The organism is Agrobacterium tumefaciens (assembly GCF_013318015.2).
In the GTDB taxonomy this organism is placed as follows: Bacteria; Pseudomonadota; Alphaproteobacteria; order Rhizobiales; family Rhizobiaceae; genus Agrobacterium; species Agrobacterium tumefaciens.
The window spans coordinates 172,295-188,703 of sequence record NZ_CP115846.1; the positions used below are offsets into that span (position 1 = coordinate 172,295).

The window sequence follows — 16,409 nt, forward strand, 5'->3', positions numbered from 1 at the left end:
TATGGAGTATCGCTTATTAGGGCGTTCAGGCCTCAAGGTGTCGACCTTGACTATTGGTACGATGACCTTTGGTGGCGTCGGCTGGGCAAAAACTGTCGGCGATCTTGGCGTACCAGAGGCGAAGCGACTTGTGGATCTCTGCCTTGATGCCGGGGTCAACTTGATCGACACGGCCGATGTCTATTCCGACGGCAAGTCCGAAGAGATTGTCGGCGATATTCTCGGCGGAAAGCGCAAAGGCAGCACGTTGATCGCCACAAAAGCGCGCTTTAACATGGGGCCGGGTCCGAACGACGGGGGTCTGTCGCGTCAATATCTGATCGCAGCGTGTGAGGCGAGCCTGAAAAGGCTGAAGACCGACGTCATCGACCTTTACCAGGTTCACGAATGGGATGGGCAGACACCATTGGAAGAAACGATGGAAGCCCTCGATACCCTCGTTCGCCAAGGGAAGGTCAGATACATCGGCTGCTCGAATTTCACGGGCTGGCAGATCATGAAGGCGCTCGGCGTCAGTGAGAAGGATAAACGTCAGCGTTTTGTAAGCCAGCAGATCCATTACACCCTCGAAGCGCGCGATGCCGAATATGAACTGTTGCCGATTTCCGTCGACCAGGGCATCGGCGTGCTTATCTGGAGCCCGCTTGCGGGCGGCCTGCTTTCCGGAAAGCACCGCCGCGACCGAGCGGCTCCAGAAGGCAGCCGCCAGTTTGCTGGCTGGACCGAGCCGCCGATCCGCGACGAAAACCGCCTCTGGAATATCGTTGATACGCTGGTATCGATTGCTGAGGGCCGCGGCGTTTCTGCGGCTCAGGTTGCACTGGCTTGGCTGTTGGGCCGCAAGGTTGTTACCTCAGTTATCATCGGTGGACGAACTGAGGCGCAGTTTAAAGACAATCTCGCGGCTGCTGATCTGAAGCTTTCGAACGAAGAACGAGAACGGCTCGATGAGGTCAGTATTCCCCCCTTGCTCTATCCTTACTGGCACCAGCGCAACAATGCAGCAGACAGGCTGAGTGAGGCAGATCTCGAATTGCTCTCACCTCATCTGAGGAAGAAGTCTTAATGGGTCTGGAGCAGGCGCCTGCTGTCTGGCCACACTTTCTTCCGTTGCGTCACGTCGCCCGGGATGGAGGTACCCCCTGCATGCCGAAAAATGTCTAAGACGAGGGAATTTCAATTTTCGTGAAAGATGACAATCAATGTCAGGACCGCAGCATCGCCCAAGATGATACGCCCGAAACTAAGAATTTCATCGCTGAAAAAGGTCGCGGAAGTGCTGCTCCGACGATAGCCGATGTTGCGCGCGCATCGGGTGTCTCGCGCGCGACGGCTGCGAGGGTTCTCGGTGACTATGGCTATGTCCGTGCGCAAACGCGGCAACTGGTTCAGGAGGCTGCCACGAGCTTGGCGTATCAACCCAATCAGCTTGCAAGAAGCATGGCCACCGGTCGCAGTAAGACAATCGGTGTCGTGATAGCCGATATTGAGAACTTGTATTTTGCTCGGGCTATCCGAGCCATTACGGATACAGCTAGCTCACACGGTTTTGTCGTGATCCTGGCGACGACGGACGAGGATATTGAACTCGAGCGAGATGCGGTGCGCGTTCTCCTAGCGAAGCGCGTCGATGGATTGATCATTTCACCGACCTCAAGCAGTGAGGTAGAGCATCTTGTAAACGCGTCCGGGAGAGACTGTCCGATTGTTCTTCTGGACAGACGGGTCCCCGTGCTTTCCGCTGACACCTTCGCGATCGACAATTTCCGTGCAGCCTATGAGGCCGTGACCACACTCATCGGACGAGGCCACAGGAGTATCGCCCTAGTGTCAAACGCTCCAGCACATGGCGAGCAGCATTACCTCATTTCGTCGGTTCGCGAGCGCATCGACGGTTACCGCGCAGCTTTGCATGATGCTGAAATACCGATCGCTCCCGAACTGGTAGTTTTGGGCGGCTGGGATCCAGGCAATCTGGCGCAACAAGTGCGCGTGCTATGCAGTTCTTCAGATCGTCCTACTGCCTTTTTGGCTACAGACAGCTCGGTGGCCCTGGTTCTCCTCGAGGTCGTCCGGGAAATGAACCTTTCGATTCCCGACGATATTTCCCTCATTTGCTTCGATAATGCTGACTGGACCGCCGCGACCACTCCTCCGCTGACAGTGATTTCACAGCCCATAAAGGAGCTCGCGACCGCGGCCACGGAAGATCTGATCGCCCGTTTGAACGGTGAGGCTACCAACTCTGCAAAAGAGGTGCTTCTTCCAGCGACCCTAGTGGCGCGCGGTTCGGTTGGCGATGCCCCGTACTAAAGGAGGCAAAATCTCAGCACGGTAGCATTGTCAGAATGCTAACCGCCTGGCGTTGGACAGGCGGTGATATTTGTTCAGCGCCAGCAGCAGGAAGCTTTGCGTTCCGGCATTGGGTCATTCTGGTTTTGCTCGCAAGTCTTCAGAATTCGTGGCGTGGACCCGCCGATTGCGTCAAAATCGATTGGTCGAACGCTCACGTGACGCGGCCGTTGTGCTTCACAGCGTAGGTTGCTCACAACGACGCTACCTGATCAGGTTCACTGTGGCGCACCAAGATATTGGAAAAGAAATGGAACTCAGAAGCGTTTTGCAAAAATTCCGATTAGACGGAAAAGTCGCTTTGATAACAGGCGGAACGCGCGGCATAGGGCTGGCGGCTGCTCACGCTTTTGGTGAGGCTGGCGCCAAGCTTTACCTGAGTGCGCGTCGCGAGGAATATGAAGACGGCGGCAAGATACAGAGTTCGGGCTATGCCGTAACTTTTATTCCTGCTGACCTGACGACACGTGATGCGGCGACGGAGCTCGTCAATAAAGTTATAGAAGATGCTGGCAAAATAGACATTCTGGTCAATAATGCCGGCCTTGCGAACGGAGGTGACACGCCTCTATTTACTGAAGAACAATGGCGCGACGTGATGGCATTGAATGTCGACTCGGTGTTCTGGTGCTCGCAAGCTGTCATCAATTCAATGCGCGACACGGGAGGCGGCACGATTGTCAACGTTGGGTCGATGTCCGGGATCGTCTCAAATATTCCCCAGAATCAGGTTGCTTATAATAGCTCCAAAGCTGCGGTTCATATGATGACCAAAAGCCTCGCAAGCGAATTGGCCGAAGATAATATTAGGGTCAATGCTGTTGCTCCCGGTTATATCGAAACGATCATGTCACGAGCAGGTATGGAGCATCCTGTTCGGGGCCCAATCTGGCGTGAGATGACGCCGATGAAGCGCTTCGGCAAAGCCGAGGAGGTGGCAGCCGCGATCTTGTTCCTTGCCTCGGAGGCGTCTAGCTATGTGACTGGGGATATTCTCGTTGTAGACGGTGGCCACACGACGAGGTAGTTGTAAGCGGACCCGAAACTGTGGTCATCAGAATAAATTGGCCGCCGCAAGATGACCTCCGGCGGCCAGCATAATTTAATCGATTTTTGTGTTCTCGATACTGAAACCCGACTGGAACGTCAGGAACCCAGGCATGTTCGTGAAGCCCGTGACACCTTTCTTGACGGCATAGCTCTGCTCGCGCCACATGAAGTAGACGAGCGGTGACAACTCGAGGGCGCGATCGACGAATTCGTCGTAGATCTTTGCACGTTCGGCCTTGTCGACGGTGCTGCGGCCCTTGTCCAGGAGCTCGTTGATCTTGGCATCGTTGAAGTAAGGCGAGTTGTTGGTTCGGACGAGCTTGTCGCCACCGTAGTAGTAGTTGCTCAGCCAGTCCGCATCGGTGATCTCGCCAAGGCTTCCAAGCACGGTGAAGTCGTAGTCCCCATTGTTCGTCTTCGACATCCGGCTCGCCCAGTCCGGGAGGTCAAGCGTGACCTTGATCTCGATCTTCGCCAGTTCGGACTGGATCGCGATGGCGGTGTTCTGATGGAAGCTGTACTGCGAAGTCGCGAGCAGCCTCACGGTGAAGCCGTTAGGATACCCCGCCTTGGCTAGCAGCGCCTTTGCCTTCTCCGGATCATGCTTGAAGTAGTTGGCCTTCGCCTCGGAATACCCCATGTAGCCTTTTGGAATGGCGATGCCCCAGAGCGCCTGGCCCAATCCGTTGAATGCCGTGTTGATGATCACGCTACGATCGACGGCGTATGAGATCGCCTGACGGACCTCCGGCTTGGAGAACGGTTCGAACTTCGTGTTGAACTGCAACCCCATGAACGGACCGGTGTTGCGCAGAAGCTGTGTGCCGGGCCCCTTTTCCAGGTCCGCGGAGTCCTTCGCAGGAACATATTCGATCACGTCGACGTCACCGGATTTCAGCGCGTTCACGCGAGTGTTCTCGTCGCCATAGAATACGTAGTGAACTTCGTCGAGATCGGGCTTGCCCTTCTTGTAGTAGCCCGCGAACTTCTTGACGACGATTTCGCGGCCGCGCGTCCAGTTGACGAATTGGAACGGACCGGCACCGACTGGCGAGGCGGTGGGGTTCGCGGCATTCTTCTGGAGCCACGCAGCAGGCACGATCACGGATTCCGGAAGCGCCAGATAATCGACCAGAGCCATGGAGGGGCTGGACAGCGTGAGCTTCACTGTTTTCGCGTCCGGAGTCTCGATCTTCGAAATGATGGAAAGCTCGTTGCGGAATGCGGCTTTGCCCGCCGGATCGATCATCCGCTCCAGGGACGCTTTCACGTCTGCAGCGGTGACAGGCGAACCATCGTGGAAAGTCGCCTGTCGGAGATGAAAAGTAAATTCTTTTGCGTCAGGGCTGATGTCGTAGCTCTCGGCGAGTTCCGGCGAAATCTTGCCATCGATGCCGTAGTTGACGAGACCGCGATGGATCGCGAGCTTCACAGTTCGTCCAGACGTGCCCGGCTGGATCACTGTATCGAGCGAGGAAGGTTCGCTCGAAAGGCCGAAGTACAGAGTACCACCAGCGAGGGCTGTCGTCGCAGGGAGGCCAAGAAGGCCAGCCGCGACAGCGAGTTGAATGAGTCTTTTCATGCTGTTCCCTTTCCTAGTTAAGATTTTTAGTTTTCACGCAATCTCGGGTCGAGATGGTCACGGAGCGCGTCGCCAAGAATGTTGATTGCGAGCACCGTGAAGGCGAGGCAAGCAGAGGGCCAGACGACATACATGGGGTTCTGGTTGAGGTAACCGCGAGCTGTGCCGATCATCTGTCCCCAGGAAGGCTCGGGTGGAACGATTCCAAGCCCGAGGAAGCTCAGTCCAGATTCGAGCAGGATCGCGGCAGCGATCGTCAACGTTCCCTGGACGACGAGCGGAGACAGGATATTGGGCAGGATGGCCTTGAACACGACTCGCAGGTAGCGAGCCCCCATCGCGTGTTCCGCTTCGACGTATTCCTGTCGAATGACCTGAAGCGTGGCGGACTGGGCAACGCGGGCGAACTGCGGAATGAAAATGATGCCGATAACCACACTCAGGCTCGCGACTCCGCTCTTCCAGAAGCCAACTGCAAGAAGCGCCAGCAGGATGGCCGGGAAGCTGAGCATGATGTCAACGGCGCGCATCACGAAGAATGCAAGCGTCGGGCGACTGTACGCCCCAATTATTCCAAGAGCCGTCCCGCCGACGGCAGCAATGATCGTCGATATCACGGCAACGATGATGGTTGGCCGGATACCGATCAGCAGACGGGAAAGGATGTCGCGACCGAACTCGTCAGTGCCGAGCAGATACTGAACCGAACTCGGTTGATTGACGGAGTTCTGGTTGATGAGAAGCGGATCATGTGGCGCGACCAAAGGTCCGATCAGCGCTGTAGCCAGGACTGCCGAGACGACGAGGATGCTGGCGAGGACAAGCGGGCGACGGAAAAGAATGGAGATCTTCATGCGCGTTTCCGTCGGATGCGTGGGTCGAGCAAGCTGTAGAGGAGGTCGACACACAGGTTGATGAGGATGAAGAGCGCGGCGATCGTTAGGATGCTTCCCTGGACGAGAGGGTAGTTGCGGTTCGAGACTGCGGTCACGAGGAGGGTGCTCAGTCCCGGCCAGTTGAAGAGAGCCTCGACCAGGACGGTGCCACCCATGAGGTTTCCGAGTTGAAGGCCGACGATGGTGACGATCGGGATGGAGGCGTTGCGCAGCACGTGCATCCAGATCACCCTGCCTTCACGCATTCCCCTCGCACGTAGCGACCGCACGAAGTCACGCCCGAGTATCTCCAGCATCGAGGACCGGGTCATGCGTGCAATCGAGGCGGCAAGGCCGAGCCCGAGTGTCAGACCTGGCAACGTCAGCTTCTGAAAGTGCAGATAGACGTTGCGGGAAATATCGGTGTATCCGCTGGCGGGGAGCCAGCCGAGCTTGATGCTGAGTAGGAGGATGAGGAGCGATCCGAGGATGTAGACCGGAACGGAGATGCCGAGTGTCGACAGAGAGGTCAGCAATCCGTCCAGGAACCGTCCCCGCCGCAGCGCCGCCGCTATGCCGACCGGCACGCCTATCAGGGCGGCGATCAGGATTGCTGCCGAGGCGAGTTCCATGGTCTTCGGCAGGCTTGCGGTTACGTAGTCAATCACCGGATAACCGTCGAGCGAGTTTCCAAGGTCCCCGATGGCGGCACCGCTCAGCCACTTGACGTACTGCGTCAGAACCGGCTGATCGAGACCTAGCTGGGTTCGCATCGCCGCGATCGTCTCCGGCGATGGATTGCTCTCGGGGCCGAGAAGCAACAGCACGGGATCGCCCGGCATGATGTACATGATGGAGAAGACCAGGGTGGCGATGACCCAGAGCTGGATCAGCGCGGTGGCGAGCCTCGACCCCAAGGTGATAACAAGTACCGTCAGCGTCTTCATCGATGCGCCTCCAGAGCGGTCGAACGCTCGCCAACCTTGGGCACAGCGCTCAGAAGTGTACGGGTGTAGCCAGCCTTGGGATTGTCGAAGACATCGGCGGCGGAACCCGTTTCGACGATTTTGCCCTTCTGCATCACGGCGATGGTGTCGCTGACATGGCGAACGACGGACATGTCGTGTGAAATGAAGAGGTATGTGAGTTCGAACTCGTCCTGGAGATCCTGCAGAAGGTTGAGGACCTGGGCCTGAACCGAAACGTCGAGTGCCGATACCGCCTCATCGCAGATCAAAAGCTTTGGATTGAGGGCGAGGGCGCGCGCCACCACGATCCGCTGTCGCTGACCCCCGGAGAATTCATGGGGATAGCGTGTCATGGCATCGCGTGGGAGACCGACGGCGTCGAGCAGTTTCGCCACCCTGGCCTCGCGATCGCGGCCATTATAGTGGATGTCGATGGGGGCAGCTACAAGATCGGTGACCGTCTGCCTTGGATTGAGAGATCCGTAGGGATTCTGGAATACGAGCGCGAAGTCTCGTCTGGCGATGCGCAATTCCTCTGGATTCAGGGCAGCAAGGTCTGTCCCTAGAAGTTCGATGGCGCCGCTATCCGGTTTCATCAACCGCATGACGAGACGGGATAAGGTCGACTTCCCACATCCGGATTCACCGACGAGCCCGACTGTCGTGCGCGCCGGGATCTCGAGGCTGACGTCGTCGACGGCACGAAACGCATGCGGAGTCGAGAACGCGCTTTCCCGCGTCCAGAATGTCTTCGTCAGGTTCCGGATGGTGAGGAGGATCTCTGCTTTCGGCGATGGTGCAACCTGCGCCTTCAGAGCCCGCGGCTCATTGACGATGCTTGCGATCGCGCCGGTCGCGTCTCGTCCGATCACGGGAAGGCGGGTTTTCGCCTGCGAGACGGACGGCATCGAAGATATGAGAGCCTTAGTATAGGCACTCTTTGGCCACGCGAAGAGGTCGGCAGTCGACGCTTCCTCCATAAGGTCGCCCCGATAGATGACTGCGACGCGGTCGGCGACCTCGTAGATTACGCCCAGATCGTGAGTGATCAGCATGATGGCCGCGCCGATCTCCTGATTGAGGCTGCGCAGTAACCCGAGGACCTGCTTCTGAACGGTCACATCGAGTGCGGTGGTGGGCTCGTCCGCGATAATGACATCGGGCTTGCAGGCTACCGCCATCGCGATCATCACACGCTGACATTGTCCGCCGGAAAGTTCGTGAGGATATGAGCGCATGCAGCGGGCCGGATCCGCGATCCCAACCCTTTCGAGAAGACTGCGAGCCCGTTCCATTGCCTGCCCGCGGGTGATGGCTTCATGAAGGCGGATCGCCTCCACGATCTGATCACCGCAAGTGAACACCGGATCGAGCGACGCCATCGGATCCTGGAAGATCATTGATATGCGCCGTCCGCGGAGCTTCCGCAGCGTGGCCTGACGCGCTTTCAGCAAGTCCTCGCCATCAAACTGCACGCTTCCGCTCGTCACGACCGCGTTGCGCGGAAGCAATCCCATGGCGGCGAGAGACAGAACCGTCTTTCCGCTGCCGCTCTCGCCGACCAGCCCCAGGATCTCGCCTGAAACCAGCGAGAGCGAGACGTTGTTGACCACGGCCCGCAAGCCGCTGTCGCCCTTGAAGGCAACTGAAAGATTATCAACCCGAAGAATTTCCCTACCCGGCATACGTCATCCGATCTGCGATAGGCTCTCCGGTGCCGGAGAGTTCGTTCCCATTGTTATAGGGTGCTTTTTGCACTTATCAGTCGCGATTAAGGCATAAATCGCCAAACATCGTCAAGTGATCGTCCACATATCTGACAGAAACTTTTCATTTGTGGAGTTTGCTGACGTTTTTCTGTAAATTTCTATCAGACGCCGCTTGTCATAAATCCAAAGCGCGCTTACCGTCGCAGCGAAACACACGAGTAATCAGTGGTCGTGGCCGGAGGATCAGCAATGCAACCAATCAATTCCCGTGTCGTAATGATCTCAGGAGCAGCGCGTGGCATCGGTCTAGCCATTGCCCGTGAGTTAGCGGAGCACGGATTCCGCCTCAGTCTTGGCGCACGCGACATCAAGATGCTGGAAGCTCATTTCGGCCTCCAGAGCGATCAGGTGCATTACGCTCACTACGATGCCTATGATCCAGCGTCCGCGGAATCCTGGGTTTCCTCCGCCGTTGACAGGTTTGGAAGGATCGATGCGCTCGTGAACAATGCCGGACTCGGCGAGCAAGTCTCCCTCATGGACGACAACGACGAGGCGCTCGACAGGCTGTGGGCAGTCAATGTCAAAGGCCCCCTCCGGATGACGCGCTTGTGCATGCCGCATCTGGAAGCCTCCTTATCAGGCCGCATCGTCAATCTCGCGTCGATGTCAGGCAAGCGGGTTCGAAATTCCTTCGTCGGATACAACATGACGAAGTTCGCGGTGATGGGCCTGACCCACACGACACGTCATGTAGCTTGGGAAAAGGGTGTGCGCGCCACTGCGATATGTCCGAGCTTCGTTCGCACCGAGATGAGTTCCTACACGAATAAGGTCAGCCCGGACGACATGATCCAGCCCGACACGCTGGCATCACTCGTCCGGACCGCGATTGAGCTTCCAAACAATGCTGCAATGGCTGAGATGCTGGTGAACTGCCGGCTCGAAGACACACTTTGAAAGGCCGGTATTCAAACCATGTCACGTATTATACCAGACGCTGTTCCTTCAGCGCAAACATTGCCAGCGAAGGTTGATGTCGTCGTCATTGGCGGCGGTATCATTGGTGTTTCAACTGCGCTGGAACTTGCCGAGCGGGGCGTGTCCGTTGCGCTCTGTGAAAAAGGTCTCATCGCAGGCGAACAATCCGGCAGGAACTGGGGCTGGGTACGCCAGATGGGCCGCGATGCGTCTGAAATTCCGCTCGCGATCGAAAGTCTTTCGCTCTGGAAGGGACTAAACGCCCGTATCGGGGACGAGACGGGTTTTACACAGACAGGGATCGCCTACCTGTGCCGCAATGTGCGCCAAGAGGCCGAATACGAGGCATGGCTCGAGCATGCGCGTGCGTATGGGCTGGACTCGCGCTTGCTCCGAAAAGAGGAGTTGAGGCAGCACCTTCCGGGCATGAGTGATGGCTTCACTGCCGCGCTACACACATCGACAGACGGGCGCGCCGAGCCTTTCAAGGCCGCACCAGCGATCGCTCGCGGCGCAATCCGTGCTGGAGCCCACATCATTACAGGCTGTGCGGTCCGATCGATAGAGCGCTCTGGGGGTGCTGTAAGCGGTGTCGTTACCGAGCGGGGGCGCATAGCCTGTTCTTCCGTCGTCCTGGCGGGGGGCGCATGGTCGAGACTGTTCAGCGGTAACCTGGGTGTCGACTTCCCCCAGTTGAAGATCCTCGCGACAGTCGCGCGCGCAACCTCGGTCGACGGCGTACCGGACATGCCCGTCGGCGCTGACAACTTCTCGTTCCGCCGCCGGCACGACGGAAGCTTCTCGATCGCGATGCGCAACGCAAACATCGCTCCCATCGTCCCTGACAGTTTCCGTCTCTTTTCCGACTTCATGCCGACACTGATCAAGGGATGGGGTGAATTGAAACTGCGCGTCGGCAGCAGGTTCATCGACGAATGGCGAACGCCACGATACTGGGCGGCCGACGAGATTTCACCCTTCGAACAGGTGCGAATTCTCGATCCGATGCCGTTCGAGCGGTTCAACAGGGAAGGGTTCGCACATCTCGTAAAGGCGTTTCCGGCCTTCGCAGACAGCCGCATCACGCAGAGCTGGGCTGGCCTCATCGACGTCACCCCCGATGCCATACCTGTCATAGGTCCGGCTGGCGGCATCCCTGGCTTCTTTATCGCCAGTGGTTTCTCCGGACACGGGTTCGGCATCGGACCAGGATCAGGGAAGCTGATGGCCGATCTCGTGACCGGGGCGAAGGCCTGTGTCGATCCCGCTCCATTCCGCTTCGATCGTTTCAAGAAGACCAAGGCAGCCTGATACGCTTGCTGGACCTTGGCCAAAGAGGGTGAAACCATGGCATTGAGAATTGGTGTTGATTCCGGCGGTACGTTCACGGACGTATGCCTGTTCGACGACGAAACTGGAAAGCTCAACATCTGGAAGGTCCCGTCGACACCGGATGACCCATCACGTGGGATTTCCAACGGCGTTTCCGAGGGACTTTCTACCGTTGGCAGCACGGCGTCGCAGGTGGCCTTCCTTGGCCATGGCACGACTGTGGCCACCAACGCGCTCATCGAGCTGAAAGGCGTGCCGACCGGGCTCATCACCACGGACGGCTTCCGCGACCTTCTCGAGATCGGGCGTCAGAAGCGGCCGAGTCTCTATGACATGCACGCGGAAAAGCCAGAGGTTCTCGTCAGCCGAGATCGGCGGCAGGAAGTGCCGGAACGCCTCACGTGCGAGGGTGCGGTCGATCTCTCCCTGGACGAGGACAAGCTGCGAGCAGCCGTGCGGAAGCTCTCGGAGGAGGATGTCAAGGCTGTCGCGGTCTGCTTCCTCTACGGCTTCCTGAACAGCGTGAACGAGCAGAGGGTCGTCGAGATCCTGCGTGAAGAGATGCCGGACGTGTTCGTCAGCGTCTCGCATCAGGTCGCGCCTGAGTTTCGTGAGTACGAGCGTCTCTCCACGACCGTGGTAAATGCGTATCTCGGTCCCGTAATGCAACGCTACATCGAACGCCTGAAACAGCGCCTTGCGGATCTCGGCGTGACGATCACTCCGCAACTGACCCAGTCGAACGGTGGTGTCATCGGTTTCGACACCGCTGCCCGCCTACCAGTACGCACGGTACTGTCTGGACCGAGCACGGGGGTCGTCGCAGCGCAGGCGGTTGGCCGCATGGCCGGATTCGAAAACATCATCACGTTCGATGTCGGCGGCACCTCCAGCGACGTTGCGCTGATGCAGGGTGGCGTATGCAAACTGACGGGCGAGGCCAACGTTCATGGCTACCCGATCAAGGCTCCGATGCTGGACATTCACACAGTGGGCGCCGGCGGTGGATCCATCGCGTTCGTCGACAGCGGAGGACTGCTGAAAGTCGGTCCTCGCTCCGCTGGGGCTGATCCCGGTCCTGCCTGCTACGGTCGCGGCAACACCGAAGCAACGGTCACGGATGCGAACATCGTGTTGCATACGCTCAATCCCATTGAGATCCTTGGCGGCCGCATGAAGGTTCGGCGAGACCTCGCCGTCGATGCCGTCCAGCGCCTTGCTGACAAGCTCGGTCTCGGTCTCATGGAGACGGCACAAGGGATCATCTCGGTGCTAACGGCCAACATGGCCAAGGCCATACGCCTCATCAGCGTCCAGCGTGGCCACGACCCCCGAGACTACGCCCTGATGGCGTTTGGCGGCGCAGGCCCGCTCCACGCGGCGCGGCTTGCGAAAGAGCTGGACATGAGCCGCATCATCGTGCCGCTGACGCCCGGCACCCTGTGCGCGCTCGGCCTTCTCCTGACCGACCTCCGTTCCGATTTCGCCATTTCGCGGCTCATGAAGGTTGATCAGGACGCGGTGGAGCCGATCATCAGTGGGTTCGAGACGCTCGAGGGCCAAGCTGAATCCTGGTTTGCCCAGGAAGGAATCGAAGCCGATCGTCGCGTCGTCAACCGCACTGCGGACATGCGGTACGTCGGTCAGAACTATGAGTTGCAGGTCAACGTTCCGGCCGGACAAGTCGATGAAAACACGCTGCAGGCCATGGTGAAGGGCTTCGAGAGCGCTCATCAGCAACGGTTCGGCTTCATTGCCGAAGGCGAACAGATCCAGATTGTGACGCTGCGGCTGGAAGCGGCAGGCTTGGTCAACAAGGCCGAGTTCGCTCCGACGGAAAGCGAAGGTCCGGATTGCCAGCCGGCCATCATCGGAAAGCGCGACGTGTACATGGACGAGGTCAAAGATTTCGTCGCCTGCTCGGTCTATGCACGGTACAGGCTGAAAGCGGGAAACCGCATCGAGGGCCCTGCGATCGTTGAGCAGATGGATACGACGACAGTGGTCCTCCCGAACATGCAGGCGACCGTAGACCCTTATCTCAACCTTATTTTGGAGACGCGGGCATGACCAAGATCGACCCGATCACCGTAGAAGTCATTGGCAGCGCGCTGACCTCAATCGTCGAGGAGATGGGCGAGGCGCTGGTACGGGCCAGCTACTCCACCAACATCAAGGAACGTCGTGATTGCTCCACCGCGCTGTTCGATCACCGTGGCAACACGCTGTGCCAGGCAGAACACATCCCTATGCATCTCGGCAGCTTCATCGGGATCATTCCACATATCAACAAACGCTACGCGGCCGACGATATCAAACCGGGCGACGTGTTCATCGGAAACGATGCGTACGAGGGAGGCGCAACCCACTTGCCCGACATCGTATTGGCCGAGCCCATCTTCCACGAATCGACGATGGTCGGATGGGCCGTGAACACCGCTCATCACGCGGACTTCGCAGACCGCGGTCATGCCCACATCTATCAGGAAGGGATCAGGTTGCCTCCCGTGCGGCTGTATCGCGAGGGGAAACTGCAGCGGGATCTCCAGGATGTGTTTCTCCTGAACTGCCAGGTACCTCACGAACGGCTCTCCGATCTGAGAGCGCAGATGTCCGCCAATGGGCTGTGCGTGCAGCGAATGCAGGACCTCTGCGCCAAATATGGTGCTGACAAGGTGCTCGCAGCCGGGGACGCACTCCAGGACTATGCAGAACGTAAGATGCGGGCAGGGATCGCAGCGATACCAGATGGTGTCTACAGCTTCGCCGACTACTTCGACAGCAACCAGTTCTCCGAAATCATGGAGCTCAAGGTCGATATCACCATCAAGGGCGATGCGATGAACATTGCGTTTGAAGCGCCGCCGCAGGTGCCTGCGGGCCTGAACGTTATCTACACCGCGCTGCTGGCGACGTGCTACTACGCGGTCAAGGCGGTCATCGATCCGACGATCCTGCCGAACGCGGGTTTGTCCCGTCCGATCACGGTCAAGGCACCTCTGGGCTCACTGCTCAACTGCACGCATCCTGCGGCAGTCGATGGCCGCATCATCGCCTGCCAGCGTGTCGCTGATCTGGTGCAAGGCGCGCTCGCGAAGGCCCTGCCTGGGAAGGTGACGGCCGCAGGGAACGGAGCCTGCACCGGTGCCCTGTTCACTGGTACGCGAGAGGACGGTTCTCTCTGGGTGTATCTTGAGACGATCGGCGGCGGTGGCGGCGCACGGCCCACGGCAGATGGCTTGAGTGGCATTCACGTCCACATGACGAACACCTCAAACCTCCCGGTGGAGGCTCTCGAGCTGGAGTACCCCTTGACACTGCTGCGCTATGAACTCGTAAACGGTTCAGCGGGAGCAGGTACCTGGCGCGGCGGGATGGGCCTGCGCCGAGTCTACCGCATTGAGGCCGATTGCCGCTGCAACGTGGACGGGGCCCGCTTCACGGTCCATCCGTGGGGCTTGAACGGCGGCCTGGAGGCAACGGGCTCCGATTTCGATTTCGGGAATGACGAACACAATCTACCCGGAACGGTGCAGTTGAGGGCAGGCCAGGTGATCCAGATCATCACACCTGGCGGAGGTGGCTACGGTTCGCCGTCCGGCCGCTCTCCGGAAGCCGTCCGGCGCGACGTCAAGGAAGAGAGGATCACTTCCGATTTCGCCGAGCGCGTCTACAGCTACCGGAGTGTGGAAAGCCATCAGCAGACAGCCTTCGCCTGAGTTGAAAACCGTTTCGCCGCGCCAGGCTCAACGTGGCGCGGCTACTAAATCTTTGCCCAGATGCCAACCGCGGCACTTATTTAGTATCGAATGGTTACTTCAAAGGGCGACGTCCTTGGAGACTTACGATCTTTCAGCCGCCGGCATCCATATCCAGCTCGATCTCGGGCTGGGGCAGGTCAGCAAATTCGAGATCTTCTTGGATGGCCGCCAGCTCAGCCCGTTTCACACGGTTCCCTGGATAGGGTAACCTCCCTCGAATGCGTGCCGTCGCCTCAAGCAGTTCAAGGTTTAGAAAGGGCAGGGAGCCGATCATACGATCTCCGGACGAAATAATCGGAGGAGGACGGTTTCGACTACACTTCCTGTTCTGAAGGAGACTCCTCAAGGAATGGCGCGATCACCAGTTCGTCTACGAGTGCAGAATATCTGTCGCGATCATCCTGCGGTAGCCCTTCATCCGTGATGATACGCTTGATCTGCTTCATTGGAACCACGCTGTAGATCTTGCGACTGCCGAACTTGCTGCTGTCGATGATCAGCGTCGTCTCTATCGCGGCTCCCACCATGGCTCTTTGAAGCTGGACGAGATCCAGCCATGTGTCCGTCGGTCCGCTAGGATCCACAGCATGCGTACAGAGAAAATAGTGATCGCAATTCAATTCGCGTACGAACTTGGTGCTGGTTTCACCAAGAAGGACGTAAGCGCCGTGCCTGCATGTCCCACCTGGAACAACCACTGAGATCGGGTCCCGGTTAGCGAGGATCGCGGCAACCTGGACATCGTTGGTGATGACAGTGAGCGGAATTGCGAGCTCAGCAATCGCATGGGCGAGAAGATGCGAGGTCGACTTCGAGTCGATGAGAACGCTCTGTCCCGGCTGCAGAATGCTGGCGGCCGCTTTCGCGATCGCGCGCTTTTCCTCAACCGAGGTGTTGCGCGCTTCCTCCATCCGCTGCTCGTAGGTCGTGTTCTGCCGAACGCGGACAGCGCCCCCGTGGGTTCGTTTGAGCAGTCCGTCCGCCGCCAGCGAATCCAGATCGCGTCGGATGGTAGAAATTGACGCATTCAGACGCCGGGCGAGATCCTGCGTGGAAGCAACCGAATTGGTCGAAAACCAATCCAGAATCTTCGAGCGCCGTTCCGCGGGAAGAAAATCGTCGTCCTGAGCAACATTCTTATCGTTCAAGCGTGTTCTCGCTGTTCTCACTGCCATGATCATTTACTATGCGAGAAATCGGATGGATGGAAGGTTTCATTCATTTGGGAGGCCGGCTTGCGCCGACCTTCCAGCCGAAAAATCACTGGCTGATGTCGATCAGCTTCGCTTCGACAGCGCCAGCTCCCTTGTAAGCCTGCACTTCGATCTCGACCTTGAACTCGTCGTTCCCGAGCGGCGTGCACAGGACCGTGCGGGCCGGGTCGATGCCCCTGAAACGCTCGCCGACGTAGGCCATCACAGTCGGAGCGTCTGCAACGTTCGGGATGTAGATCGTTGAATTGATGACATCCTTTAGGGATGCGCCGACAGAGGCAAGGGCCCGCTCGATGTTGTTGAAGCACTGAGTTGCCTGTTCCACCGGGTCGGTGGACATCTCGCGCGTCTTGTAATTGCGGCCTGCGGTGTTGGAGACGTAGATCCAGTTATCTACGGCCACGATACGCGAATAGCTCTCCTTCGTTTCGTAAAGGCTGCCAGACTTAACCTTGATGACCTCGACCATTTCTTTCCTCATTGGGTTAGATGAATCACACCAGCCTGCCGGATGGCGCTAGACCAGCGCATTCGCCACATGGCGCCCACGCTCGCTCACCGCGCCAATGCAGTGAACGATCATGA

At 58.3% G+C, this 16,409-nt stretch carries 14 protein-coding genes; 7 read left to right on the plus strand and 7 right to left on the minus strand.

The features are described 5' to 3' along the window. The first annotated feature begins 1 nt into the window (after position 1). From G6L97_RS27985 to G6L97_RS27995, 3 genes are all read left to right on the plus strand, one after another. Positions 2 to 1,066: an aldo/keto reductase gene (locus G6L97_RS27985; RefSeq protein WP_172690606.1), complete on the plus strand. Its 1,065-nt coding sequence runs from the start codon at positions 2 to 4 to the stop codon at positions 1,064 to 1,066. Between the two features lie 119 nt (positions 1,067 to 1,185). Continuing rightward, positions 1,186 to 2,313, plus strand: coding sequence for a LacI family DNA-binding transcriptional regulator (locus G6L97_RS27990; RefSeq protein WP_234887808.1), 1,128 nt, complete (start codon positions 1,186 to 1,188; stop codon positions 2,311 to 2,313). 289 nt (positions 2,314 to 2,602) lie between these two features. Continuing rightward, positions 2,603 to 3,379, plus strand: a complete 777-nt coding sequence (locus G6L97_RS27995) for an SDR family NAD(P)-dependent oxidoreductase (protein WP_172690680.1) — start codon at positions 2,603 to 2,605, stop codon at positions 3,377 to 3,379. A gap of 75 nt (positions 3,380 to 3,454) precedes the next feature. On the opposite strand, the gene G6L97_RS28000 is transcribed toward G6L97_RS27995, so the two are convergent. The 4 genes from G6L97_RS28000 to G6L97_RS28015 are packed head-to-tail and all read right to left on the minus strand — an operon-like array spanning position 3,455 to position 8,512. Then, positions 3,455 to 4,984, minus strand: coding sequence for an ABC transporter substrate-binding protein (locus tag G6L97_RS28000; RefSeq protein WP_174004580.1), 1,530 nt, complete (start codon positions 4,982 to 4,984; stop codon positions 3,455 to 3,457). A gap of 26 nt (positions 4,985 to 5,010) precedes the next feature. Then, complete coding sequence (locus G6L97_RS28005) at positions 5,011 to 5,838, minus strand: ABC transporter permease (protein WP_172690608.1); 828 nt, start codon at positions 5,836 to 5,838, stop codon at positions 5,011 to 5,013. Continuing rightward, on the minus strand, positions 5,835 to 6,806 hold the full coding sequence (locus G6L97_RS28010) for an ABC transporter permease (RefSeq protein ID WP_174004582.1): 972 nt from the start codon (positions 6,804 to 6,806) through the stop codon (positions 5,835 to 5,837). Before G6L97_RS28010 ends, G6L97_RS28005 begins: the two co-directional genes overlap by 4 nt. Further along, the gene (locus G6L97_RS28015; protein WP_174004584.1) at positions 6,803 to 8,512 is read right to left on the minus strand and encodes an ABC transporter ATP-binding protein; all 1,710 of its coding nucleotides are present in this window, start codon (positions 8,510 to 8,512) and stop codon (positions 6,803 to 6,805) included. The genes G6L97_RS28010 and G6L97_RS28015 overlap by 4 nt, the downstream gene beginning before the upstream one ends. Before the next feature lie 273 nt (positions 8,513 to 8,785). On the opposite strand from G6L97_RS28015, the gene G6L97_RS28020 reads away from it, so the two are divergent. Genes G6L97_RS28020 through G6L97_RS28035 form a run of 4 tightly spaced genes read left to right on the plus strand, consistent with a single transcriptional unit; the run spans position 8,786 to position 14,568 of the window. Beyond that, complete coding sequence (locus G6L97_RS28020) at positions 8,786 to 9,496, plus strand: SDR family NAD(P)-dependent oxidoreductase (RefSeq protein WP_234905227.1); 711 nt, start codon at positions 8,786 to 8,788, stop codon at positions 9,494 to 9,496. Between the two features lie 18 nt (positions 9,497 to 9,514). Beyond that, complete coding sequence (locus G6L97_RS28025) at positions 9,515 to 10,828, plus strand: NAD(P)/FAD-dependent oxidoreductase (protein ID WP_172690727.1); 1,314 nt, start codon at positions 9,515 to 9,517, stop codon at positions 10,826 to 10,828. A gap of 36 nt (positions 10,829 to 10,864) precedes the next feature. Further along, complete coding sequence (locus G6L97_RS28030; RefSeq protein ID WP_172690681.1) at positions 10,865 to 12,919, plus strand: hydantoinase/oxoprolinase family protein; 2,055 nt, start codon at positions 10,865 to 10,867, stop codon at positions 12,917 to 12,919. Next, positions 12,916 to 14,568, plus strand: coding sequence for a hydantoinase B/oxoprolinase family protein (locus G6L97_RS28035; RefSeq protein WP_172690613.1), 1,653 nt, complete (start codon positions 12,916 to 12,918; stop codon positions 14,566 to 14,568). Before G6L97_RS28030 ends, G6L97_RS28035 begins: the two co-directional genes overlap by 4 nt. A gap of 133 nt (positions 14,569 to 14,701) precedes the next feature. Here G6L97_RS28035 and G6L97_RS28040 read toward each other — a convergent pair whose 3' ends face one another. From G6L97_RS28040 to G6L97_RS28050, 3 genes are all read right to left on the minus strand, one after another. Next, entirely contained in the window at positions 14,702 to 14,884 is a 183-nt protein-coding gene (locus G6L97_RS28040; RefSeq protein WP_172690614.1) for a hypothetical protein, read from the minus strand. Between the two features lie 40 nt (positions 14,885 to 14,924). After that, positions 14,925 to 15,758, minus strand: coding sequence for a DeoR/GlpR family DNA-binding transcription regulator (locus tag G6L97_RS28045; RefSeq protein WP_234905228.1), 834 nt, complete (start codon positions 15,756 to 15,758; stop codon positions 14,925 to 14,927). A 112-nt stretch (positions 15,759 to 15,870) separates the two neighbouring features. After that, on the minus strand, positions 15,871 to 16,293 hold the full coding sequence (locus tag G6L97_RS28050) for a RidA family protein (protein WP_010892433.1): 423 nt from the start codon (positions 16,291 to 16,293) through the stop codon (positions 15,871 to 15,873). Positions 16,294 to 16,409: the final 116 nt, after the last annotated feature.

Bases quoted from the DNA above. Each gene is read 5' to 3' on its own strand.
- G6L97_RS28050 (WP_010892433.1), bottom strand. From the start codon at position 16,293: ATGGTCGAGGTCATCAAGGTTAAGTCTGGCAGCCTTTACGAAACGAAG.
- G6L97_RS28025 (WP_172690727.1), top strand. From the start codon at position 9,515: ATGTCACGTATTATACCAGACGCTGTTCCTTCAGCGCAAACATTGCCA.
- G6L97_RS28030 (WP_172690681.1), top strand. From the start codon at position 10,865: ATGGCATTGAGAATTGGTGTTGATTCCGGCGGTACGTTCACGGACGTA.
- G6L97_RS27995 (WP_172690680.1), top strand. From the start codon at position 2,603: ATGGAACTCAGAAGCGTTTTGCAAAAATTCCGATTAGACGGAAAAGTC.
- G6L97_RS28040 (WP_172690614.1), bottom strand. From the start codon at position 14,884: ATGATCGGCTCCCTGCCCTTTCTAAACCTTGAACTGCTTGAGGCGACG.
- G6L97_RS28010 (WP_174004582.1), bottom strand. From the start codon at position 6,806: ATGAAGACGCTGACGGTACTTGTTATCACCTTGGGGTCGAGGCTCGCC.
- G6L97_RS28020 (WP_234905227.1), top strand. From the start codon at position 8,786: ATGCAACCAATCAATTCCCGTGTCGTAATGATCTCAGGAGCAGCGCGT.
- G6L97_RS28000 (WP_174004580.1), bottom strand. From the start codon at position 4,984: ATGAAAAGACTCATTCAACTCGCTGTCGCGGCTGGCCTTCTTGGCCTC.
- G6L97_RS27985 (WP_172690606.1), top strand. From the start codon at position 2: ATGGAGTATCGCTTATTAGGGCGTTCAGGCCTCAAGGTGTCGACCTTG.
- G6L97_RS28005 (WP_172690608.1), bottom strand. From the start codon at position 5,838: ATGAAGATCTCCATTCTTTTCCGTCGCCCGCTTGTCCTCGCCAGCATC.
- G6L97_RS28015 (WP_174004584.1), bottom strand. From the start codon at position 8,512: ATGCCGGGTAGGGAAATTCTTCGGGTTGATAATCTTTCAGTTGCCTTC.
- G6L97_RS28035 (WP_172690613.1), top strand. From the start codon at position 12,916: ATGACCAAGATCGACCCGATCACCGTAGAAGTCATTGGCAGCGCGCTG.